Source organism: Streptomyces sp. NPDC005805 (genome assembly GCF_040630445.1).
Lineage (GTDB): Bacteria > Actinomycetota > Actinomycetes > Streptomycetales > Streptomycetaceae > Streptomyces.
The window spans coordinates 26,379-45,781 of record NZ_JBEXXN010000045.1; the positions used below are offsets into that span (position 1 = coordinate 26,379).

Below are 19,403 nucleotides of genomic sequence, written 5' to 3' on the forward strand. Positions count from 1 at the left end.
GCCAGCGCACCAGCATCTCACTCGCGGTCCTGCTGCACGGCGCGGTCCCGCGCGCCGCCCCGGCCGCCCCGGCCGCCTGGGGCGTGGCGGGCGCGGTCCTGGCGATCGGCTGGATCGGCCCGGCCTGGACCTCCCGGACGCGGTGCTGGACCTCTCCCCGTTCGCCCACCTCCCGCAGCTCCCGGGCGCGGCCGACCCCTCGTGGACGGGCGCGGGCGCGCTGCTGCTCCTGGCGGGCGCGCTGGTCGCGGCGGGGCTCGCCGGGCGCCGGCGGGACCGCGGGCTGCGCCGGCGGGACCTCCGGACGTGACACCCCGGGCGGCCCGCACGGGGGTCGGGCCGCACCCGGCCTCACAGCTCCACGCACAGCTCCCGCACACCCCGGATCACGAACCCGGGCTTCCACTCCGGTTCCGCGACCAGCCGCATCCCCGGCGCCTCCCGCAGCAACTCACCGAAGGAGGCGCCCAGTTCGACGCGGGCGAGCGGGGCGCCCAGACAGTAGTGGATGCCCGCGCCGAAGCTGATGTGCGGGTTGTCGGCGCGGGCGAGGTCCAGCTCGTCGGGGCGCTCGAAGCGGGCGCCGTCGCGGTTGGCCGAGCCGAAGAGGAGGGCGAGTTCGGAGCCGCGCGGAATCACCGTCCCGTCGATCTCGATGTCATCGAGGACCCAGCGTTCAAAGAGCTGGAGCGGGGTGTCGAAGCGCATCAGCTCCTCCACGGCCGTGGGCAGCAGGGAGTGGTCGGCGCGCAGGGCGGCGAGCCGGTCCGGGTGGCGGAAGAGGGTCCACCAGCCGTTGGCGGTGGTGTTGACGGTCGCCTCGTGGCCCGCGTTCAGCAGCAGGGCGCAGGTGGAGACCATCTCCTGCTCGCTGAGGCGGTCGCCCTCGTCGTGCGCGGCGATCAGGGCCGAGACCAGGTCATCGCCGGGGTCGTCGCGACGGCGGGCGATCAGCTCGCGCAGATAGGCGCTGAACTCGGTGGACGCCCGGACCGCCCGCGCCGCCGTCTCCTGCGACGGGTTCAGCTCGTACATCCCGCAGATGTCGGCCGACCAGGGCCGCAGCAGGGGCCGGTCGGACTCCGGGACGCCCAGCATCTCCGCGATCACGGCGACCGGCAGGGGCTCGGCCACCTCGGCCACCAGGTCCCCGCCGCCGGCCTTCACCAGTGCGGCGACCAGCTCGGCCGCCAGCCGTCGGACCACCGGCTCCAGCTCGCGCACGGTCCCCGGGGTGAACGCCTTGGTGACCAGCCGCCGGATACGGGTGTGGTCCGGCGCCTCCAGGTCGAGCAGCCCGTGGTCGTTGAGGGTGTGGAAGGGCTCGTGCGCGGCGGGCGGGGCCGTGCGGCCGAAGTCCTCGTGACCGAAGCGGTGGAGGTAGGTCCGCCCGAGCCGCCGGTCCCGCAGCAGCGCCGAGACGTCGGCGTGGTGCGGGACGAGGTACTGCCGGGTCGGCTCGTACCAGTGGACCCGGCCGCGCTCCCGCAGCGCGGCGAAGGCCGGGTACGGGTCGGCGGCGAAGGCCGGGTCCTGCGGGCGGAAGAGCCGGTCCACGGGGCTGTCGGGAGCGAGGTCTTCCATGACCGGACGCTAGCCCCGCGCCCGTCCCCCTGACCAGCCCCGGACCCGCCCCGGGACCGGCCCGGAGGACCCTCGCACTCCGTCGCGTCAGGCGGGGGTGACCAGCCGCGCCTCGTACGCGAAGACCGCCGCCTGGGTCCGGTCCCGCAGCCCCAGCTTCACCAGGACCCGGCTGACATGCGTCTTGATCGTGGACTCGGCGACCACCAGATGGGAGGCGATCTCCGCGTTCGACAGGCCCTGCGCGATCAGCACCAGGACCTCCGTCTCACGCTCGGTCAGATCCCCGACCTGCGTCATCGCCGCCGGGCGGGGGTTCTCGGCCAGCTTGGAGAACTCGGTGATCAGCCGGCGGGTGACCGTCGGCGCGAGCAGCGCCTCGCCGTCCGCGACCACCCGCACCCCGTCGGCCAGCTGCCGCGCGGAGGCGTCCTTCAGCAGGAAGCCCGAGGCCCCGGCGCGCAGTGCCTGGTACACGTACTCGTCGAGGTCGAAGGTGGTCAGGACCAGCACCTTCGCGCCGGTGTCGGCGGCGACGATCTCCCGGGTGGCGTCGATGCCGTTCAGCTCCGGCATCCGGATGTCCATCAGGACCACGTCCGGGGCGAGTTCGGCGACCTTGGCGACCGCCTCGCGGCCGTTGACGGCCTCGCCGACGACCTCGATGTCCGGCATCGCGCCCAGCAGGACCGAGAAGCCCTCGCGGACCATGGCCTGGTCGTCGACGATCATGACGCGAATGCTCATCGGGTCTCCTCGGCCGGCTGGGACGTGCCACCGGCGGGCCCGGCGGCCCGGTCGGCGGCGACGGGGATGAACGCGGTCACCTCGTAGCCGCCCTCGGCGGTCGGTTCGGCGGTCATCTCACCGCTGAGCATGGTGACACGCTCCCGCATGCCGGTGATGCCGTGGCCGGCTCCGATGCTCAGGTGCGGGCGCAGCCCTCCGTGAGGGGCGGTGGTCGGGCGACGGGCGGGCTTCACCAGGCCCTGCGGGGCGGTGTTCACGATCCGCAGGCCCAGCCCGCCGAGGACATAGGAGATCTCGATCTTCGCCGTGGCGCCGGGGGCGTGCCGCAGCGCGTTGCTCAGCGCCTCCTGGATGATCCGGTACGCGGAGAGCTCCACGCCCGAGGGCAGCTCGCGGACCGCGCCGGTGATCGTCTTCTCGGTCTCCAGACCCGCCTCGCGGACGTTGGCCAGCAGGTTGTCGAGATCGCTCAGCATCGGCTGGGGCGCGTCGGGGGCCTGGTAGTCCTCGGCCCGGACCACCCCGAGGATGCGCCGCAGCTCGGTCAGCGCGGCGACCGCGTTCTCCCGGATCGTCGCGAACGCCTTCTCCAGCTCCTCGGGCGGGTTCTCCACCCGGTAGGGCGCGGCCTCGGCCTGGATGGCGACGACCGACATATGGTGCGCCACCACATCGTGCAGCTCACGGGCGATTGTGGTGCGCTCCTCCAGCAGGGTCCGCCGGTCGCGCTCGACGGCGGTGACGGTCTGCTGGGCGGCCACCTCCTGGTCGGCGTTGCGCCGGATCAGGAACATGCTCACGGTCAGCAGGACCACCGCGGAGATGAACAGCATCGGCGCGGCCACCGAACCGTAGTCGCCGCGGCTGAAGACGACGTCGGCGAAGACCGAGTACGCGGCGGTCAGCGCCCACATCCAGCCCGCGGCGCGGGGGCCTGTGCGCAGGGCGACCACGGTCATCACCGTCAGATGGGACAGGAAGCCGGCGGGCGACCACGGCCACTCGCTGTAGCTGCCGGTGAGCACGCTCACGAAGGGCGAGCTGAGCAGCGAGACCCACCAGGCGCCGACCGGCCGGATCAGGGTCATGACCACGGCCCCCGCCGGGACCAGGCTGATCACCAGGTCGGGGGCGTTGACCGGCGTGGACGCCACCGCGATCAGGAAGGTCCAGAAGGCCAGGAAGAGCACGGTCGCGTGCGGCAGCCAGCGCGCCGCGTCACGTATCCGGCCGCCGGGCAGCCGGCGCAGCAGCGCGCCGTCCGTACTCAGGGGAGGCAGGGGTCGGTAGGCGAACGCGTCGCGGAACAGGTCCTGGCGGAGGCCGCTGAGCGCGCCCTCGGCGAGGCGGTACTCGGGGCTGCGAGTCTTCTCGGTCACGTATCGAAGGTAAGCGGCCCGGCGGCGGGGGTCGTCAGCATCGCTGCGGATCCTGGGGCATCCGCCTTGAGGATGACCTGGTCGACGCGGGTTTCCGGGGGGCGGGGTCCGGGGGCGGGCCCGGTCCGACCGGTCCCGCCCCGGCCGCGTCAGGCGCGGAACGCGTCCGCGTGCTCCTTCGCCCACTCCGCGAACCGGCGGGCCGGACGGCCGGTCACCTCCCGCACGGTGTCCACGACGGTCCGGCCCACGGCCGGGGTGTCCCGGTACACCTCCAGCAGGAAGGCGACGGTCTCCTCCGGCATCCCGGCGGCCCGCCACCGAGCCAGCGCCTCCTCCTCGGTCAGCTCCACCAGCCGGACCGCCCGCCCCCGGGCGTCCGCGATGGCCTCCGTCTTCTCCGCGACGGTCAGCGCCTCGGGGCCGGTGACCACGTACTCGCGGCCGCCGTGGCCGTCCTCGGTGAGGGCCACGGCGATCACCGCGCCGATGTCGGCCTCGTGGACCATGGCGCTGAGCCGGCCGGTGAACGGCTCGCGCACCTCGTCGGCGGTGCGCACGGAGTCGGCCCACTCCAGGGCGTTCGCCATGAACTCGACGGGCATCACCACCGTCCACGGCACGTCCCCGGCGCGCACCGCGTCCTCCAGCGGGGTCGGCCCGCCGCCGTGCAGCACGGTGATCCGGCGGACGCCGGCGGCCCGGGCCTGCTCCAGGATGCGGGGGCCGGTCTCCAGCGGGGCGAAGTACGGCCCGGCGAAGGTGATCAGATGGAGACCGGTCACGCCGTCGAGCGCCCCGGCCAGGGTCTCCGGGTCGGTGAGGTCGCCGCGCACGACCTCGATCCCGGCGGGGAACTCGGCCGCCTCGGGGTCGCGGGTGAGGGCACGGACGGGGTGGCCGCCCTCCAGCAGGGCGGCGACGACATGGCGGCCGACGGTTCCGGTGGCTCCGGTCACGAGATAGGTCATGCGACCGACCGTAGAGGGGCTTGCGGACGGTTTCCGTCCGCAACTCACCGGGCCACGCGGTGCCGTTCCCGGCGCGGGAAGGGCCGGGTGTCACCGGGCGAGCCGGGTGTCACCAGGCGAGCTGGGCGATCTCCTCGGCCACGACCGCGCAGGCGTCGGCCGCCGGGTCGATCAGCGGGAAGTGGCCGACCTCCTCCAGCAGCGTCCAGCCGACCGTCTCGCCCGCCCGGGCCGCCGCGTCGACGAACGCCTCGCTCACGGCCTGCGGCACCACGATGTCGCTCCGTCCCTGGACGACCACGGTCGCGATGCCGGTCGGCAGCAGCAGGGCGGGGTCGGTGTGCGCGGCGCGCGCCTCGTACTCCTCCTCCGGGCCGAGGAGCTGGCCGACCGCGCCGCCGCAGACATCGAGCCCGGCGGCGGTGGCGAAGTCCGCGATCGGCGCGAGGGCGACCACCCCGCGCAGCGCGGGCGGGGCGGGCAGCCGCCAGGGCGAACCGGCGGGCAGGACGTGCCGGGCCGCCGCCCAGAGCGCGAGGTGGCCGCCGGCGGAGTGCCCGGTGACGACCGTGCGCCGGGGGTCCGCCCGGGGCAGTGCCTTCGCGGCCAGTTCGGGCAGGGCGTCGAGGGCGGCGGCCACGTCGTCGAAGGTGTCGGGCCAGCGCCCGGCGACGGGGCCCGACCCGCGCTGACCGGGGATCTCCCGTCCCCGCCGGTACTCGACGTTCGCCACGGCGAGTCCCCGGCGGGCGAGGAAGTCCGCGAACGGGGTGACATGCCGCCGGTCGTACGGCGCCCGCCACGCCCCGCCGTGCAGCAGGACGACCAGGGGGACGCTCGCGTGCCCGCCGCGCGGCGCGTAGAAGTCGACGAGCTGATCGGGGTGGTCGCCGTAGGGAAGGGAGGCGTCGGGCTCGACGGGAGGGTGGGAGAACGCCGACTCTTCCTCGGCGGCGTCCCGGGCGACGGGGTCCGGCATGTGCGCTCCAACAGTCCCGCGGTGCGTGCGAATTCGACCTGGCCAGCCGGGACGCTACCAGCACGGCGGGGGCGGTACGCGGCGGCCCGGACGGTGACGTCCGGGCCGCCGCGACCGGGTGGCCGGGGCGCGCGGCCGCCGCGGGTCACACAGCGCGGCGGCCCCGGCGGGCGTGGCGGACGGCGAGCCAGCCGGTGCCCGCGAGCAGGGCCGCGCCGGCGGCGACGGAGAGGACGGTGGTGCCGGTGGCGGCGAGGCTGCCGGTGGCGGCACCGCCACCGCCGCCGCCCACGGACCCGGCGGTGGAGCCGCCGACCACACCGCCGGTCCCGGAGCCGGTGGCCCCGCCGTCCGTGCCGCCGTCCGTGCCACCTTCCGTGCCACCGGGGGTACCACCGGCAGCGCCGTCGGCCGAACCGCCGGAAGCGCCGGCCGCCGTGGTGCCGCCGTCGGCACCCGAGTTCGTGCCGCCGTCCGCGCCGGCCGCCGTACCGCCCGCGTCCGTGCCGCCGGACGCACCGCCGTCGGCACCGCCGTCGGTGCCCGCGCTCGTGCCCCCGTCGGCTCCGGCGTCCGTGCCGCCGGACGCGCCCCCGTCGGCACCGGCGACCGTGCCCCCGTCCGCACCACCGTCCGCACCACCGTCGGCGCCGCCGTCCGTGCCGGGCGGCGCGGTGACCGTCAAGGTCACCGGTGCCGTGCGGGTCGTCCCCGCCGGGTTGGTGAACACCGCGCGGTAGCGGTTCCCGTCCTGCGCCGCCTCGGGCGTGAACGTGAGCGCCGGGCCCGTCGCCCCCTCGACCGGGGCCCACGTCCCGCCCCCATCCGTGCTCGACTGCCAGGCCACGGAAGGCTCCGGCGTGCCCTCGGCCGCCGCGTCGAGGGTGACCTCGTCGCCCGGCTTCACGGTCGTGTCCGCCGGGGCGCGGACCACCCGGGGCGAGACGCGACGCTCCAGCCTGGTCACGGTCCCCTCGGCCGGGCTGGTGACGTACACCGTGCCGCCGCCCGGGGTCACCGCCACCGCCGCGCCGCCCACCTGGGAGTGGTTGCCGGGCAGGGCGGTCGGCAGGGCCGTCTCCTCGTGGCTCGCGGTGTCGTAGACCGCGAGCGAACCGTCGTTGTCCCCGCCCGCACCGGTGTCGCCGCTGTCCTGCCAGACCACGTACGCCTGCCCGGACTCCGCGTCGAACGCGGCAGCCGCCGCCTCGTCGGAGCCCTCGATGGTCGTCAGCAGCCTCGCGTCCCGGCCGTAGACGAGCACCGAATTCCCGCTGCCCACCCACGCGTTGCCGGTGGCGGGGTCCGTCTCGACGAACCCGGTGAAGTCGTCGGGGAGCCCGGCCGTGGCGGTCACGGTGAACGAGCCGGTGTCCACCCGCTGGAGCCGGCCGCCCGCCTGCCCGGCGGACCAGGCGGCCGACCGGGCCGGGTCCACGGCGAGCAGACTGCCCCCGTCGAGCGTCACGGTGCGCCGGACCGCGCCCGTCGCGGTCTCGACCTCGGAGAGCGCGCCGCCCTGGGCGACGAGCACCGTGCCCGCCTCGGTGCCCGGCCCGGTGCCGGTGACCGTGGCCCCGGCGAGCCAGACGCCGCTCGCGGCCGTGTCGCCGGGGCGCGCCTGGCCGATGCCGCGCAGCGGGTAGTGGAAGACCACGCCGTCGCCGGGCAGCGGACGGACGAGTTCCGAGACCCGGCGTCCGGCCAACGCGCCCGTGGAGCCCGGCGCCTGGGCGATGTGGGCGAGGACGGCCCCGCTCGCCGGGTCGAGGGCGTAGAGGCCCTGCTCGTTGACGTCGGCGGTGTCGGGGAGGTTGTCGGAGCCCGCGTACAGCGTGCCGGAGTCCGGGTGCACCAGCAGGTCCAGCGGCTTCCCGGCGGTGGTGAAGACCGCGGCGGGGTGGTGGTCGACGGTGCCGGGCGGCACGTCCACGCCCTCACCGCCGCCACCCGGGTCCTGGCCGCGGAAGGCGACGGGCACCCGGACGTCCTGGGACCGGTCGCCCGCCCCGCGGTGGTCGACGCGGGTCACGACCGCGCAGGCGGTCCGGGTGCAGTCGAGGCCCTCGCTCCGGGCGGCGACGCGGAGTCCGACGTCGAAGGTGCCGCCGGTGCCGTAGGCGGTGGCGAGTTCGCCCTCGTAGCTGTCGCCGCGCGGGACGATCCACTTCGAGCCGCCCCCGCCGGTCATGTCCGCCCCGCCGAGGCAGGGCGTGGGCACCCGGCCCGGACCGTTGTCCTTGCAGAAGGCGACGTAGACGCCCTTGGTCTCGTCGTACCCCTCGCCGCTGACGCGGATCGTCTCGCCGTCCGGGTCCAGGCCGGCGGAGGCGGAGACGGTGAGTCTCTGGCCCTCCCCGCCGAGTCCGGTCCCCGGGGTGTCGGCGGCCGAGGCCGGGAGGGGGCCGAGGACCGCGGACCCGGCCACCAGCGCGGCCGCGGCGACGAGCAGGACGCCCGCGCCCCGGCGGGCCGCCGCCCCCGGACGGAGAGTGGTGCGGGTGCGGCCGGGCGCGGGGCCGGCGGGCGTCGCGTCTGCCATGGAGGTACCTCACTGTCGGGTGGACCGGGCATGCCGGGGCCGGGCCCCGGTGCGTCGGGGCCCGGCCGGTCGGGCGGTTACTGGAAGGCGATCGGGACGTGGACGTCGTACCTGCGGTCGTTGGTGTCCATGTGGTCGGCGCGGGTGACCACGGCGCAGGTGACGTCCTCGCCGCAGACCTGGCCGCCGGACAGCTCGGCCTTCACGAAGATCTGGACGCTGAAGGAGCCGCCGGGCCCGAAGACAGAGGTGTTGGGCAGGGTGCCGCCGCCCAGGTTGGACACCCAGTGGGAGGCGCCGGTGGTGCCGGACTCGTCCTGGCCGCCGAGACAGGGGGTGGGCTTGTTCGCGCCCGGGGCCCCGTCGACGACGCAGAGGCCGACGTAGATGCCCTGGCCCGGGTTGTAGCCGGAGCCCGTGACGGTGACCACCTGGCCCGCCGCGGCGGCCGTGTCGGGGCCGGTCAGCGAGAGGTTGTAGGTGGTGCCGCCGTCGGTGACCGTGCGGGTCGAGGTGGCGGCGGAGGCCGAGCCGGCCAGGCCCACGGTCAGCGCGGCGGAGGCGGCGACGGCGAGGGCCGCGCGGGCGGCGGTACGGGCGGAGGGGAGCGCTCTCATGACGGACAGGGGCCTTTCTCGGGGTCGGATGGTGCCGGAAGGCGGGCCGTCGGGCCCTGTTCCCCAGCACCGCGGGGGCCGGCGGCCGGCACGCGCGAGCCCCGCGGCACTTAGGTAAGGCATACCTAAGTCGAGATTGATTCCTCTGTCAACAAACCCCTGAACGCCCAACCTTCCCCGGGCCGCGTCCTGCTGACGCTCCGTGACCCGGACGCGAAGGAGCCGCCCCGGAGTCCCTGACGGACCCCGGGGCGGCTCCCGCGTGTTCACCGCGACCGGCGCGGGATCAGCCCGCCAGCACCTCCGCCAGCACCCGCGCCGCGCGCTCCGCGTCCGCGAAGCCCACGTACAGCGGGGTGAAGCCGAAGCGCAGCACGTCCGGGCGGCGCAGATCGCCGACCACCCCGCGGGCGATCAGCTCGTCCATCACCCGGGGCGCGTCCGCGCAGGCCAGCGCCACCTGGCTGCCGCGCTCCGGGTGGGCGGCGGGCGTCAGCGAGGTGACCCGGCCCTCGGGGACGTAGGCGGCGACGCACTCCAGGAAGAAGTCCGTCAGCGCCAGGCTCTTCGCCCGGACCGCCTCGATCGGCACGCCGTCCCAGACGTCGAGCGCCGCCTCCAGCGCCAGCATCGACAGGATGTCCGGCGTCCCGACCCGGCCGCGCACGGCACCTGGCGCGGGCGCGTACGCGGGGGTCATGGCGAACGGGTCCTCGTGCGAGGTCCAGCCCGGCAGCGGCGAGTCGAAGGCGTCCTGGTGGCGGCGGGCGACATAGAGGTACGCGGGCGAGCCGGGGCCGCCGTTGAGGTACTTGTACGTGCAGCCGACCGCCAGGTCGACCCCGTGCGCGTCCAGCCCGACCGGCAGCGCGCCCGCGCTGTGGCACAGGTCCCAGACGGCGAGGGCGCCCGCCGCGTGGACCGCCGCCGTGAGGCCGGGCAGGTCGTGCAGCCGGCCCGAGCGGTAGTCGACGTGGTTGACCAGGGCCACGGCCGTGGCCGGGCCGAGCGCGGCGGGCAGCTCGGCCGGGTCGACCGGGACGATCCGCCGGCCCGTCATCCGCGCGGCGGACTCGGCGATGTACCCGTCCGTGGGGAAGGTCGTCGCGTCCACCAGCACGTCCGTACGCGCCGGGTCGTCCACCAGGCGCACCGCCCCGACGACCGCCTTGAAGACGTTCACGCTGGTGGAGTCGCCCACGACCACCTGCCCGGGGGCGGCGCCGACCAGCGGGGCTATCCGGTCGCCGATCCGCTCGGGCGCGGTCCACCAGTCGCCCTCGGTCCAGGACCGGATCCGCAGCTCGCCCCACTGGCGGCGCACCACGTCGGCGACCCGGTCGGGGACGTGCGCGGGCAGCGCGCCGAGGGAGTTGCCGTCCAGGTAGACGGTGTCGTCCAGCGCGAACAGCTTCCGCGCACCGGCCAGTTCGTCTGCGGCGTCGAGCGCCGCGGCCTTTCCGGCCAGGGACTCAGACATGGCTGCGGGCCGTCCACAGCTCGGGGAAGACGTTCTTGCGGGCGCGCTTCTCCAGCCAGGCGACCCCGGCGGAGCCGCCGGTGCCGACCTTGGAGCCCATCGCCCGCCGGGTCGCCACCAGGTGGTCGTTGCGCCAGCGCCACACCAGCTCGCCGACGTCGGTCAGGGCCTCGGCCAGGCGCATCAGGTCGGTGTCCTGCTCCTCGGCGCCGTACAGCTCGGCCCAGACCCGCTCGACCTCGGGCGAGGGTTCGTACTTCTGCGACAGATCGCGCTCCAGCACCCCGGCCGGGACGTCATGGCCGCGCCGGGCCAGCAGCCGCAGCACCTCGTCGTAGAGGCTCGGCTCGTGGAGGGCCTTCTCCAGCTCCGCGTGGACCCGGGGCGCGCCCCGGTGCGGGACCAGCATGGACGCCGACTTGTCACCGAGCAGGAACTCCATCCGCCGGTACATGGCCGACTGGAAGCCGGAGCCCTCGCCGAGGGCGCTGCGGTAGGAGTTGAACTGCGCGGGGGTCAGATTGGCCAGCGGCCGCCAGGAGGCGTTCAGCGCCTCCAGCTCGCGCACCGAGCGCTTGAGGGCGTCCCGGGCGACGGGGAGGTCGTCCTCGCGCAGGGCGCGCGCGGCGGTCTCCCACTCGTGGACGATCACGGTGAACCACAGCTCCATGACCTGGGTGGTCACCAGGAACACCATCTCCCCCGGGTCGTCCGAGAGGGGGTGCTGGAGGTGGGTGAGGACGTCCGCCTGCACGTAGTCCTCGTAGGGAGTGGTGCCCGCGAAATCCAGGTTCGGGGCGGCGTCATGTGACATCGCTGTCTCCTCGACGATCCGGGTAGCGGTCCGCCCCTTCCTGATCCGGTGTGGGCCCCGGTCCCCACCGGCATCATAAAGCGAGGTTCCGGCGCGCGGACGGGTGAGATGCGCTCCCCTTTTCCGCCCCGTCCGCGCGGGCGCGCGACGGGCCCGCTCCCCCGAAGGGGCGCGGGCCCGTGTCCCTGCCGCTCGGCCGCAGCGCCCTCGCTGCGCTCGGCTCTCGCCGCGCTCAGCGCTGAGCCCTGAGCGCTCAGCCGAGGGTGTCGGCCGCCGTCTCCGACGACTCCCGCAGGAAGGTGGTGCAGCGCTCGTACTCGGCCTGCTCGCCGATCGCCTGCGCGGCGCGGGCGAGGGCGTGCAGGGCGCGCAGGAAGCCCCGGTTGGGCTCGTGCTCCCACGGCACGGGCCCGTGGCCCTTCCAGCCGTTGCGGCGCAGCACGTCCAGGCCCCGGTGGTAGCCGGTGCGGGCGTACGCGTAGGACTCGACGACGCTGCCGTTCTCGAAGGCGTCGTCGGCGAGCCGGGCCCAGGCGAGCGAGCTGGTGGGGTACTTGGCCGCCACATCGGCGGGGGAGGTGCCGCTCGCGAGGAGCTCGCGCGGCTCGGGCTCGTCGGGCAGACGGGTCGGGGGCGGGCCCCCGAGCAGGTTCTCGTGGATGGACATGCCCTCAGTGTCACAGGTCACCGCGGCCGGTGTCCCGTCCGGGCGGCGCCCCGGGCGGCCCGTCGTCCCGGCCGCCGCCGGCCCGCCCGCCGGCCGCGCGCTCCCCCGCGGGCTCCGGGACGGCGGGCTCCAGCGGCGGGGACACCACACCGCAGTTGATCCGGCACTCGGGGTGGCAGCGGTCGGCCTCCGGCGCGACGGGCGCGGGCCGCCGGACCGTGGCCCAGGCGATCAGCGCCCCGGCGACCAGGACCCCGGCGCAGATCGGGATGGCCCGCCGGAAGGTCTCCCCGAACTCCTCCGCCGAGCGGTACGCCTCCGGTCCCATGCCCGCGAGGAGCGGCAGGGCCGCCACCGCGACCAGGCCCGCCGCGCGGGCGGCCGCGTTGTTGATCCCGCTGGCGATCCCGGCGCGCGCCGTGTCCACCGAGGCGAGGACGGTGGCCGTGAGCGGCGCGACCAGGGTGACCATGCCGAGGCCCATGACCAGCAGCGCGGGCAGCACGTCCCGGAGATAGGAGGCGTCCTCGCCGACCCGCAGCATCAGCATCATCCCGGCCGCGCAGAGCAGGGGCCCCACGGTGAGCGGGATGCGCGGCCCGATCCGCTCGCCCAGCTCACCGGAGCGGGCGGAGAGCAGCAGCATCAGGACCGTGGTGGGCAGCAGGGCGGTGCCCGCGCCGAGGGCCGAGTAGCCGGACACCACCTGGAGCTGGAGCGCGACCAGGAAGAAGAACCCGCCGAAGGCCGCGTACACGCAGAGGGTGACCACGTTGACGGCGCTGAACAGCCGGATCCGGAACAGCGACAGGGGCAGCATCGGCTCGGGCCGCCGGTGCTCGACGAGGACGAAGGCCACCGCGACCGCGACGCCCGCCAGCCCGGCCCAGACGCTCGCGTCGATCAGCGCGTAGGTCACCAGTCCCAGGGCGAGCGCCCCGAGCACCGCGCCCAGCACGTCGAACCGGCCGCTCGCGTGCGGGTCGCGCGACTCGGGGACGTGCCGCAGGGCGACGGGCACGCAGATCGCGGCGAGCGGCACATTGAGCAGGAACACCCAGCGCCAGCCGGGCCCGTCGACCAGCCAGCCGCCGACGAACGGCCCGATCGCCGCGCCGACGCCGCCGAGCCCGGACCACAGGCCCACCGCGCGGGCCCGGTCGTCGGGATGGAAGCTCGCCTGGATCAGCGCGAGGGACCCCGGGGTCAGCAGCGCCCCGCCGATCCCCTGGAGGGCGCGGGCGGCCACCAGGATCTCGCCGTTGGGGGCGATCCCGCAGAGCAGCGAGCCGATCGCGAACCAGACCACCCCGAGGACGAAGATCCGCCGCCGCCCGTACCGGTCGCCCAGGGCGCCGCCGAGGAGGATCAGCCCGGCGAGCGTGAGCATGTAGGCGTTGACGGTCCACTGGAGGACGGACAGCTCGGCGTCGAGGTCCCGGCCGATCCGGGGCAGGGCGACATTGACGACGGTCGAGTCCAGCAGCGCCATCCCGGACCCGAGGACGGTGGTCAGCACCACCCACCGGCCGACGGGCGAGGCGAGCCGGATCTCCGCCCCGGGCGGGCCCGGGGCGGCACCCGCCGCACCGGCCGGCACGGGACCCGGCGCGTCCGCGCCCTCGGCGCTCCCCGGAGCGGGCGGGTCGGGGTCGGCGCCCCCGGCGGGGCCGCCGTGCTCGGCGGGCGCGGGGCTGCCGCCCGGCGCGGGGTGGGCGGGGCCGGTTGGCGCGGGGTGGGCGGGACCCGGCGCGTCCACACCCTCGGCGCCCCCCGCCGCCGGACCGGTCGGCTCGGCGTCGGCGGGGCCGCCGTGCTCGGCGGGCGCGCGGCCCGGCGCGGGGTCCCCGCCCGGCGCGGGGTGGGCGGGGCCCGGCGGGTCCGCGCCCTCGGCGCCCCCCGGAGCGGGCGGGTCAGGGTCGGCGTCCCCGGCGGGCGCGGAGCTGCCGCCCGGCGCGGGGCCGCCGTGCTCGGCGGGCGCGCGGCCCGGCGCGGGGCCGGGCTCCGGCGGCTCCTCGTCCCGGCGATTGGCCATACCGCGATGATCCCAGCCGCCCGCCCACCCGACGACCCGGCGGCCCGGGCCCACCGGCCGTCCGCCCCGCTGACGGGAACGGGAGCCGCAGACGGTCCGACGGCGGGGCGCGGCGGAGCGGCGGAGCGGCGGACGACCCACGGCCGAGGGCCCCGGCCGGGCCCAGGCCACAGGCGCCGGGCCCTCACGACCGGGCGGCGCCGGGCCGATCAGGCCCGGTGGGGCCGGGCCCTCACGACCGGGCCGGCCCCGCCGCGTCAGCCGCGCCCGCCGCTGCCGCCCCCGCGGAGCCGGGTCACCGCGCTGATCAGCGCGTCCACGCCCCGTTCCGCCTTGGCCCGGGGGCAGCCCACGTTGAGGCGGACGAAGCCGGGGCAGCCGTACGTCCCGCCGGGCATCACCGCGACCCGCTCCGTGTCGATCAGCTCCCGTTGCAGCGTCTCCTCGGGGACGGCCGTCCCGATGCCGAGGGGCCGCAGGTCGATCCAGGCCAGATAGCCAGCCTCCGGCGGCCGCCACCCCAGCTCCGGGAAGGCCGCGTCCAGCCGGTCCGCCACCAGCCGCAGGTTCCCCGCCACATAGCCGCGCAGCGCGTCCAGCCACGGCCCGCCCTCCCGGTACGCGGCGATGTGCGCGGTGAGCGACAGCACCGCGGGCGAGGCGAGCCCCTCCCCCGTCCGCATCCGGCGCAGGAACTCCGCGTGGTCGTCCGCGTCCCCGACCAGCCCATAGGAGCCGGTCAGCGCGGGGAAGTTGAACGCCTTGGTCGCGGAGGTGATCAGCGCCCAGCGGCCCGTGGCGAACCGGGTCCAGGGCAGATGGACGCCGCCCTCGTGGACCAGGTCGGAGTGGATCTCGTCGCTGATGACGGCGACACCGTGCGCCCGGGCCAGCTCCGCGGTACGGCGCAGTTCGGCCTCCGTCCACACCCGACCGGTCGGGTTGTGCGGCGAGCAGAGCACCAGGACCCTGCTGTCCGGGCGGGCGAGCTGCTCCTCCAGGGCCTTCTCGTCGCCCACGGGCACCCCGCGCAGCTCCCGCCCGAGGCCGTCGACCGCCTTGCGGAAGCCGTCGTAGGTCGGGGTGTGGACGACCACACCCTCGCCCGGCTCCGTCCACATCCTCAGCAGCTGCGAGAGCTGGTTGAGCACCGAGGGCGCGTACACCAGCCGGTCGGTGTCGATCCGCGTCCCGTGGCGGCGGGCGAACCAGTCCCGGACGGCGGAGAGGAAGTCCTCGTGCTGCCAGTCCGTGTAGCCGAACACCCCGTGGTCGATCCGGCTTCGCAGCGCGTCGAGCACCGCGGGCGGCGAGGGGAAGTCCATGTCGGAGATGGTGAACGGCAGCAGCCCGTCCACCCCGAACCGGTCGGCCACCCCGTCCCACTGGACGCACCAGGTGCCCCGCCGGTCCACCACCGCGTCGAAGTCGAACCCGGCCCCCGGACCGGACGCCGTTGTCCCCGAGCCCATGCGCTTCCCCTCCCTGTTCCTCGGTTCTGTCGGTTCTGCCGCTGCCGGGCGCGCCGCGGGCCCGGCACCCCCCGAGAGGGAGCCGGGCCCGCGGTACGACAGCCGGTTACTTCATCTTGGTACCGGCGGAGCGCAGCGCGACGCACGCCTCGCTGACGCGCTTCGCCATGCCCGCCTCGGCCAGCTTGCCCCAGGTGCGCGGGTCGTAGGTCTTCTTCGAGCCGACCTCGCCGTCCACCTTGAGCACACCGTCGTAGTGCTTGAACATGTGGTCCGCGACGGGGCGGGTGAACGCGTACTGGGTGTCCGTGTCGAGGTTCATCTTCACCACGCCGTTCTCCAGCGCGGTGGTGATCTCCTCGGCGGTGGAGCCGGAGCCGCCGTGGAAGACGAAGTCGAACGGCGAGGCCGTGCCGTACTTCTCGCCCACACCCTGCTGGAGGTCCTTCAGCAGCTCGGGACGGAGGACGACGTTGCCCGGCTTGTAGACGCCGTGGACGTTGCCGAAGGAGGCGGCCAGCAGGTAGCGACCCTTCTCGCCCAGGCCGAGGGCCTCGGCGGTGCGCAGGGCGTCCTCGACGGTGGTGTACAGCTCGTCGTTGATCTCGTGGGTGACGCCGTCCTCCTCGCCACCGGTCGGGGTGATCTCGACCTCAAGGATGATCCTCGCGGCGGCGGCCTGGGCCAGCAGCTCCTGGCCGATGGCCAGGTTGTCGGCAAGGGTCTCGGCCGAGCCGTCCCACATGTGCGACTGGAAGAGCGGGTTGCGGCCGGCCTTCACGCGCTCGGCGGAGATGTCGAGCAGCGGACGCACATAGCCGTCCAGCTTGTCCTTCGGGCAGTGGTCGGTGTGCAGGGCGACGGTGATGTCGTACTTGGCGGCGACGATGTGCGCGTACTCGGCCAGGGCGACGGCGCCGGTGACCATGTCCTTGCTGTACTGGCCACCCAGGAACTCGGCACCGCCGGTGGAGATCTGGATGATGCCGTCGCTCTCGGCCTCGGCGAAGCCACGCAGGGCGGCGTGCAGGGTCTGCGACGAAGTCACGTTGATGGCCGGGTAGGCGAACTTGCCTGCCTTCGCCCGGTCGAGCATCTCGTTGTAGACCTCGGGAGTCGCGATGGGCATGTGTCCGCTCCTTGTGATGTGCGGGTGTGGTGGTGCTGGCCCTGACCTGTGGGCGACGTCATCGTCGGGGCTATCTTTCCAGACTCCCCCTCCGGCACCACAGCGCCCGGGGCGCCCGGATGCACCAAGGGCGGGCTGTTTCACGTGAAACAGCCCGCCCTTGCCGTCTGACCAGGTCAGAGGCGATTCGGCCCGATCCGGCCGGCCCGTTCGGCCGAGTCCCCTCAGCCGAGTCCCAGCTCGTCCAGGGAGTAGGCGTTGACATAGGGGAGGCCCGCCTCGGCGATCTTCGGAGCGGCACCGCGCTCGACGATCACGGCGACCGCGACGACCTCGCCGCCGGCCTCGCGGACCGCCTCCACGGCCGTCAGCGGGGAGCCGCCGGTGGTGGAGACGTCCTCGACCACCAGGCAGCGGCGGCCCTTCACGTCGGTGCCCTCGATACGCTGCTGCATACCGTGCGCCTTGCCCGCCTTGCGGACCACATAGGCGTCCAGTCGCTGCCCCCGGGCGGCGGAGGCGTGCAGCATCGAGGTCGCGACCGGGTCGGCGCCCAGGGTGAGGCCGCCGACGCAGTCGTAGTCCAGGTGCGCGGTGGCGTCCAGCATGACCTGGCCGACCATCGGCGCGGCCTCGCCGTCGAGCGTGATCCGGCGCAGATCGATGTACCAGTCGGCCTCGATGCCCGAGGAGAGGGTCACCTTGCCGTGCACCACGGCCTTGTCCTTGATCTGCTGGAGCAGCTCAGCGCGAACGTCAGTCATGCCCACGAGCTTATGCGCTGCCCGGCGGGCGGCCGCCCCGGCGGGCCCAGGAGCCGTACCGGAGCGGCCCCGGCGCCGCGCATGAGCCTTACCGGAGCGGTTCAGGAGCCGTCGAGCCGCCGCCAGGTCCAGGTCATGGAGGTCTCCAGGGGCTCGATCAGGGTGACCAGCTCGGGGTCCGTGTTCAGGCCGTCCGGCGGACCGGTCTGCGGCTCCACACAGATCGCCTCCGGCTGCTCGTCGTAGACCACCACCCAGCGGGCGGGACCGGTGACCGTCAGCTCCAGGCGTTCCGGCCAGGTGAGGGTGGCGCGGACGCCGTCCGGCATGCCGAAGCAGTCGTCCCAGGGGCCGGGCAGGACCTCGATCCGCTTCCCGGTCGGCAGATGGTCCTCGCCGCGCTCCTCCTGCCACTCGGGCGCGAAGTCCAGCCGGGCGTCCTCCCCCTCGCCGAGGTTCCGCAGGAACCACGGGTGCCAGCCGGCCTGCGCGGGGAAGGAGTTCTCGGCCGTCTCCACACCCAGGGCGACGGTGAGCGAGTCGGGGGTGAGGGCGAAGGTCTGGGTGACCTTGCCCGGGTACGGCCAGGGCTCGGCGAGTTCGCAGGTGAACGCGGCCTCGTCCGCCGTGGCCCGCGCGGTGCGCCAGGCGGTGTCCCGGACGGTCCCGTGGATGGCGTGCGGCGCCGCGTTGAGCGGGAGTTGATGGGTGACGGCGCCGTTGCGGAAGCGTCCGTCCCGCAGGCGTCCGCACCAGGGGGCCATGGGGAAGGTGCCGTAGTGCTCGCCCTGGCGCAGCAGTTCGGTGCCGTCGATGCGCAGGCTCCCGATGCGGCAGCCGTTCTCCGGATGCACGGTCAACTCGACGTCCCCGGCGGCGAGCCGGATGCTCTGTTCGCTGCTCTTCACACGAGGACACTATCCGCGCGGAGGCCGCCCGCCGGGCCGGTCCGCGCCGACGGCACCGACGGTCTCGGGTCCGCCCCGGGACGGGTCCGTCCGGGGGCGGGTCCGCCCCGGGGCGGGTCCGTCCGAGGCGGGCCGCGCTCAGACCCCGCCGCCCCGGCGGCGCAGCACGCGGTGCAGGACGACGGCGGAGGCGAGGGCGAGGGCCGCGGCGGGCGCGGCCCAACGGAGCGCGGCGCCGGTGCCGGACGCGGCGGGCGGGGGCGTGGGGGCGTAACGGCCGCGCGGCGGGGCGTGGTCCACCTCCTCCGCGCTCCGCCCGATCATCGTGCGGCGGGCGTGGGCGGCCTCGGCGGCCGGGTCGGCGGGGGCGGCGGGGGCGAGCGGGCTGCCGTCCAGGTCCTGGAGGTCGTCGAAGCCGTCCAGGTCGACGACGTCGTCCACGTCGTCCCCCGGTTCGTCGTCGTCCGACTCGTCGTCGAAGGCGTCCTCGGTGTCCGGGCCCAGGGACGGCGGCGGCACGGGCACTTCGAAGACGGAGCCCCGGCCGGGGCCGGAAGCGTCGGCGCGGTCGTCCGCCGGGGCGGGGTCGGTCTCGGGTGTGTCCTCCGCCGCGAGGGCGTCCCCGGCGGCGGGCGCCTCGCCCGGGGCCGGGCCGGCATCCGCGTCGTCCACCGTCCCGCCCTCGCCCGTGCCCGGCGCGGGCTCGCTCGCCGCGTCGACGCAGGGCTCCGGGGCCACGGCCGCCGCGCCGGAGTGCCCCGGCCCCTCGCGACCGTCCTCCGCCGGGCCGTCTGCCGGCCCGTCCGAGGGGTCGTCGAAGGCCACCGCCGCCAGCGACTCGGCGAACCGGTCCAGCAGCCGGTGCCCGGCGGCGGTCCGCGCGGCCGGCGCGAGGTCGGCGAGGCGGCCCTCGGCCCGGGTGGAGCCGGTGAACGTCAGGGTGGTGCCGCCGTCCGTCGGTTCGGGACGGACCGTCAGCGTGACCTTCACCGAGCCGCCGCCGCGGGCCTCCGTCCCCTCGCCCTCGACGACGAAGGCGCGGCCCTGCTCCACGACATGGAGCGCCCCGCGGTAGGTGATGGTGTGGTTGCCGACGCGGAGCTTGAGTCTCCCGGAGAGGGGCCGGGCCGCGTCGTCCGCGTCCTGCTGGAGCCCCGGTACGCACCGGGCGACCCGGGCGGGGTCCCTCAGGGCCTGTCGGAGGGTCTCTGCCGGCACCGGAACGAACGCCTCATGCTCCATGGCAACCGAGCCTACTCAGCCGCACCCGCCGCGTCTGCCTTTCACACGGCACGCGCGCACGCCCGTGCCC

The 19,403-nt window shown here is 75.4% G+C and carries 17 protein-coding genes; 1 reads left to right on the forward strand and 16 read right to left on the reverse strand.

Translation table 11 applies throughout. The annotated features are described in order from the left end of the window. Positions 1-142: 142 nt before the first annotated feature. Entirely contained in the window at positions 143-310 is a 168-nt protein-coding gene (locus tag ABZ457_RS22440) for a hypothetical protein (RefSeq protein WP_359159869.1), read from the forward strand. Between the two features lie 41 nt (positions 311-351). Here ABZ457_RS22440 and ABZ457_RS22445 read toward each other — a convergent pair whose 3' ends face one another. The 16 genes from ABZ457_RS22445 to ABZ457_RS22520 form a co-directional block, all read right to left on the reverse strand. Further along, positions 352-1,584, reverse strand: a complete 1,233-nt coding sequence (locus ABZ457_RS22445; protein WP_359159871.1) for a cytochrome P450 — start codon at positions 1,582-1,584, stop codon at positions 352-354. A gap of 87 nt (positions 1,585-1,671) precedes the next feature. After that, entirely contained in the window at positions 1,672-2,331 is a 660-nt protein-coding gene (locus ABZ457_RS22450) for a response regulator transcription factor (protein ID WP_018845912.1), read from the reverse strand. Further along, positions 2,328-3,713 (reverse strand): histidine kinase, encoded by a 1,386-nt coding sequence (locus tag ABZ457_RS22455; protein ID WP_359159873.1) that lies wholly within the window; start codon positions 3,711-3,713, stop codon positions 2,328-2,330. The genes ABZ457_RS22450 and ABZ457_RS22455 overlap by 4 nt, the downstream gene beginning before the upstream one ends. A gap of 149 nt (positions 3,714-3,862) precedes the next feature. Next, the gene (locus ABZ457_RS22460) at positions 3,863-4,684 is read right to left on the reverse strand and encodes an NAD(P)H-binding protein (RefSeq protein WP_359159875.1); all 822 of its coding nucleotides are present in this window, start codon (positions 4,682-4,684) and stop codon (positions 3,863-3,865) included. Positions 4,685-4,793: 109 nt separating this feature from the next. Further along, on the reverse strand, positions 4,794-5,663 hold the full coding sequence (locus ABZ457_RS22465) for an alpha/beta hydrolase (RefSeq protein WP_359159877.1): 870 nt from the start codon (positions 5,661-5,663) through the stop codon (positions 4,794-4,796). Between the two features lie 145 nt (positions 5,664-5,808). After that, positions 5,809-8,205 (reverse strand): hypothetical protein, encoded by a 2,397-nt coding sequence (locus ABZ457_RS22470; protein WP_359159879.1) that lies wholly within the window; start codon positions 8,203-8,205, stop codon positions 5,809-5,811. A gap of 77 nt (positions 8,206-8,282) precedes the next feature. Further along, complete coding sequence (locus ABZ457_RS22475) at positions 8,283-8,822, reverse strand: hypothetical protein (RefSeq protein ID WP_359159881.1); 540 nt, start codon at positions 8,820-8,822, stop codon at positions 8,283-8,285. 286 nt (positions 8,823-9,108) lie between these two features. Further along, positions 9,109-10,302 (reverse strand): kynureninase, encoded by a 1,194-nt coding sequence (kynU, locus tag ABZ457_RS22480; protein WP_359159883.1) that lies wholly within the window; start codon positions 10,300-10,302, stop codon positions 9,109-9,111. Further along, positions 10,295-11,116 (reverse strand): tryptophan 2,3-dioxygenase family protein, encoded by an 822-nt coding sequence (locus ABZ457_RS22485; protein WP_359159885.1) that lies wholly within the window; start codon positions 11,114-11,116, stop codon positions 10,295-10,297. Before ABZ457_RS22485 ends, kynU begins: the two co-directional genes overlap by 8 nt. Positions 11,117-11,369: 253 nt before the next feature. Beyond that, positions 11,370-11,783 (reverse strand): DUF3151 domain-containing protein, encoded by a 414-nt coding sequence (locus ABZ457_RS22490; protein ID WP_018845917.1) that lies wholly within the window; start codon positions 11,781-11,783, stop codon positions 11,370-11,372. Positions 11,784-11,793: 10 nt separating this feature from the next. After that, positions 11,794-13,383, reverse strand: a complete 1,590-nt coding sequence (locus ABZ457_RS22495) for an MFS transporter (RefSeq protein ID WP_359159920.1) — start codon at positions 13,381-13,383, stop codon at positions 11,794-11,796. 692 nt (positions 13,384-14,075) lie between these two features. Next, on the reverse strand, positions 14,076-15,290 hold the full coding sequence (locus ABZ457_RS22500; protein WP_359159888.1) for a MalY/PatB family protein: 1,215 nt from the start codon (positions 15,288-15,290) through the stop codon (positions 14,076-14,078). Positions 15,291-15,396: 106 nt separating this feature from the next. Further along, on the reverse strand, positions 15,397-16,419 hold the full coding sequence (fbaA, locus tag ABZ457_RS22505; RefSeq protein ID WP_359159890.1) for a class II fructose-bisphosphate aldolase: 1,023 nt from the start codon (positions 16,417-16,419) through the stop codon (positions 15,397-15,399). A 224-nt stretch (positions 16,420-16,643) separates the two neighbouring features. Beyond that, the gene (pyrE, locus tag ABZ457_RS22510; protein ID WP_359159892.1) at positions 16,644-17,183 is read right to left on the reverse strand and encodes an orotate phosphoribosyltransferase; all 540 of its coding nucleotides are present in this window, start codon (positions 17,181-17,183) and stop codon (positions 16,644-16,646) included. 101 nt (positions 17,184-17,284) lie between these two features. Then, on the reverse strand, positions 17,285-18,091 hold the full coding sequence (locus tag ABZ457_RS22515; protein ID WP_359159894.1) for an aldose 1-epimerase: 807 nt from the start codon (positions 18,089-18,091) through the stop codon (positions 17,285-17,287). A gap of 138 nt (positions 18,092-18,229) precedes the next feature. Next, entirely contained in the window at positions 18,230-19,333 is a 1,104-nt protein-coding gene (locus tag ABZ457_RS22520) for an SRPBCC domain-containing protein (RefSeq protein ID WP_359159896.1), read from the reverse strand. Positions 19,334-19,403 lie beyond the last annotated feature (70 nt).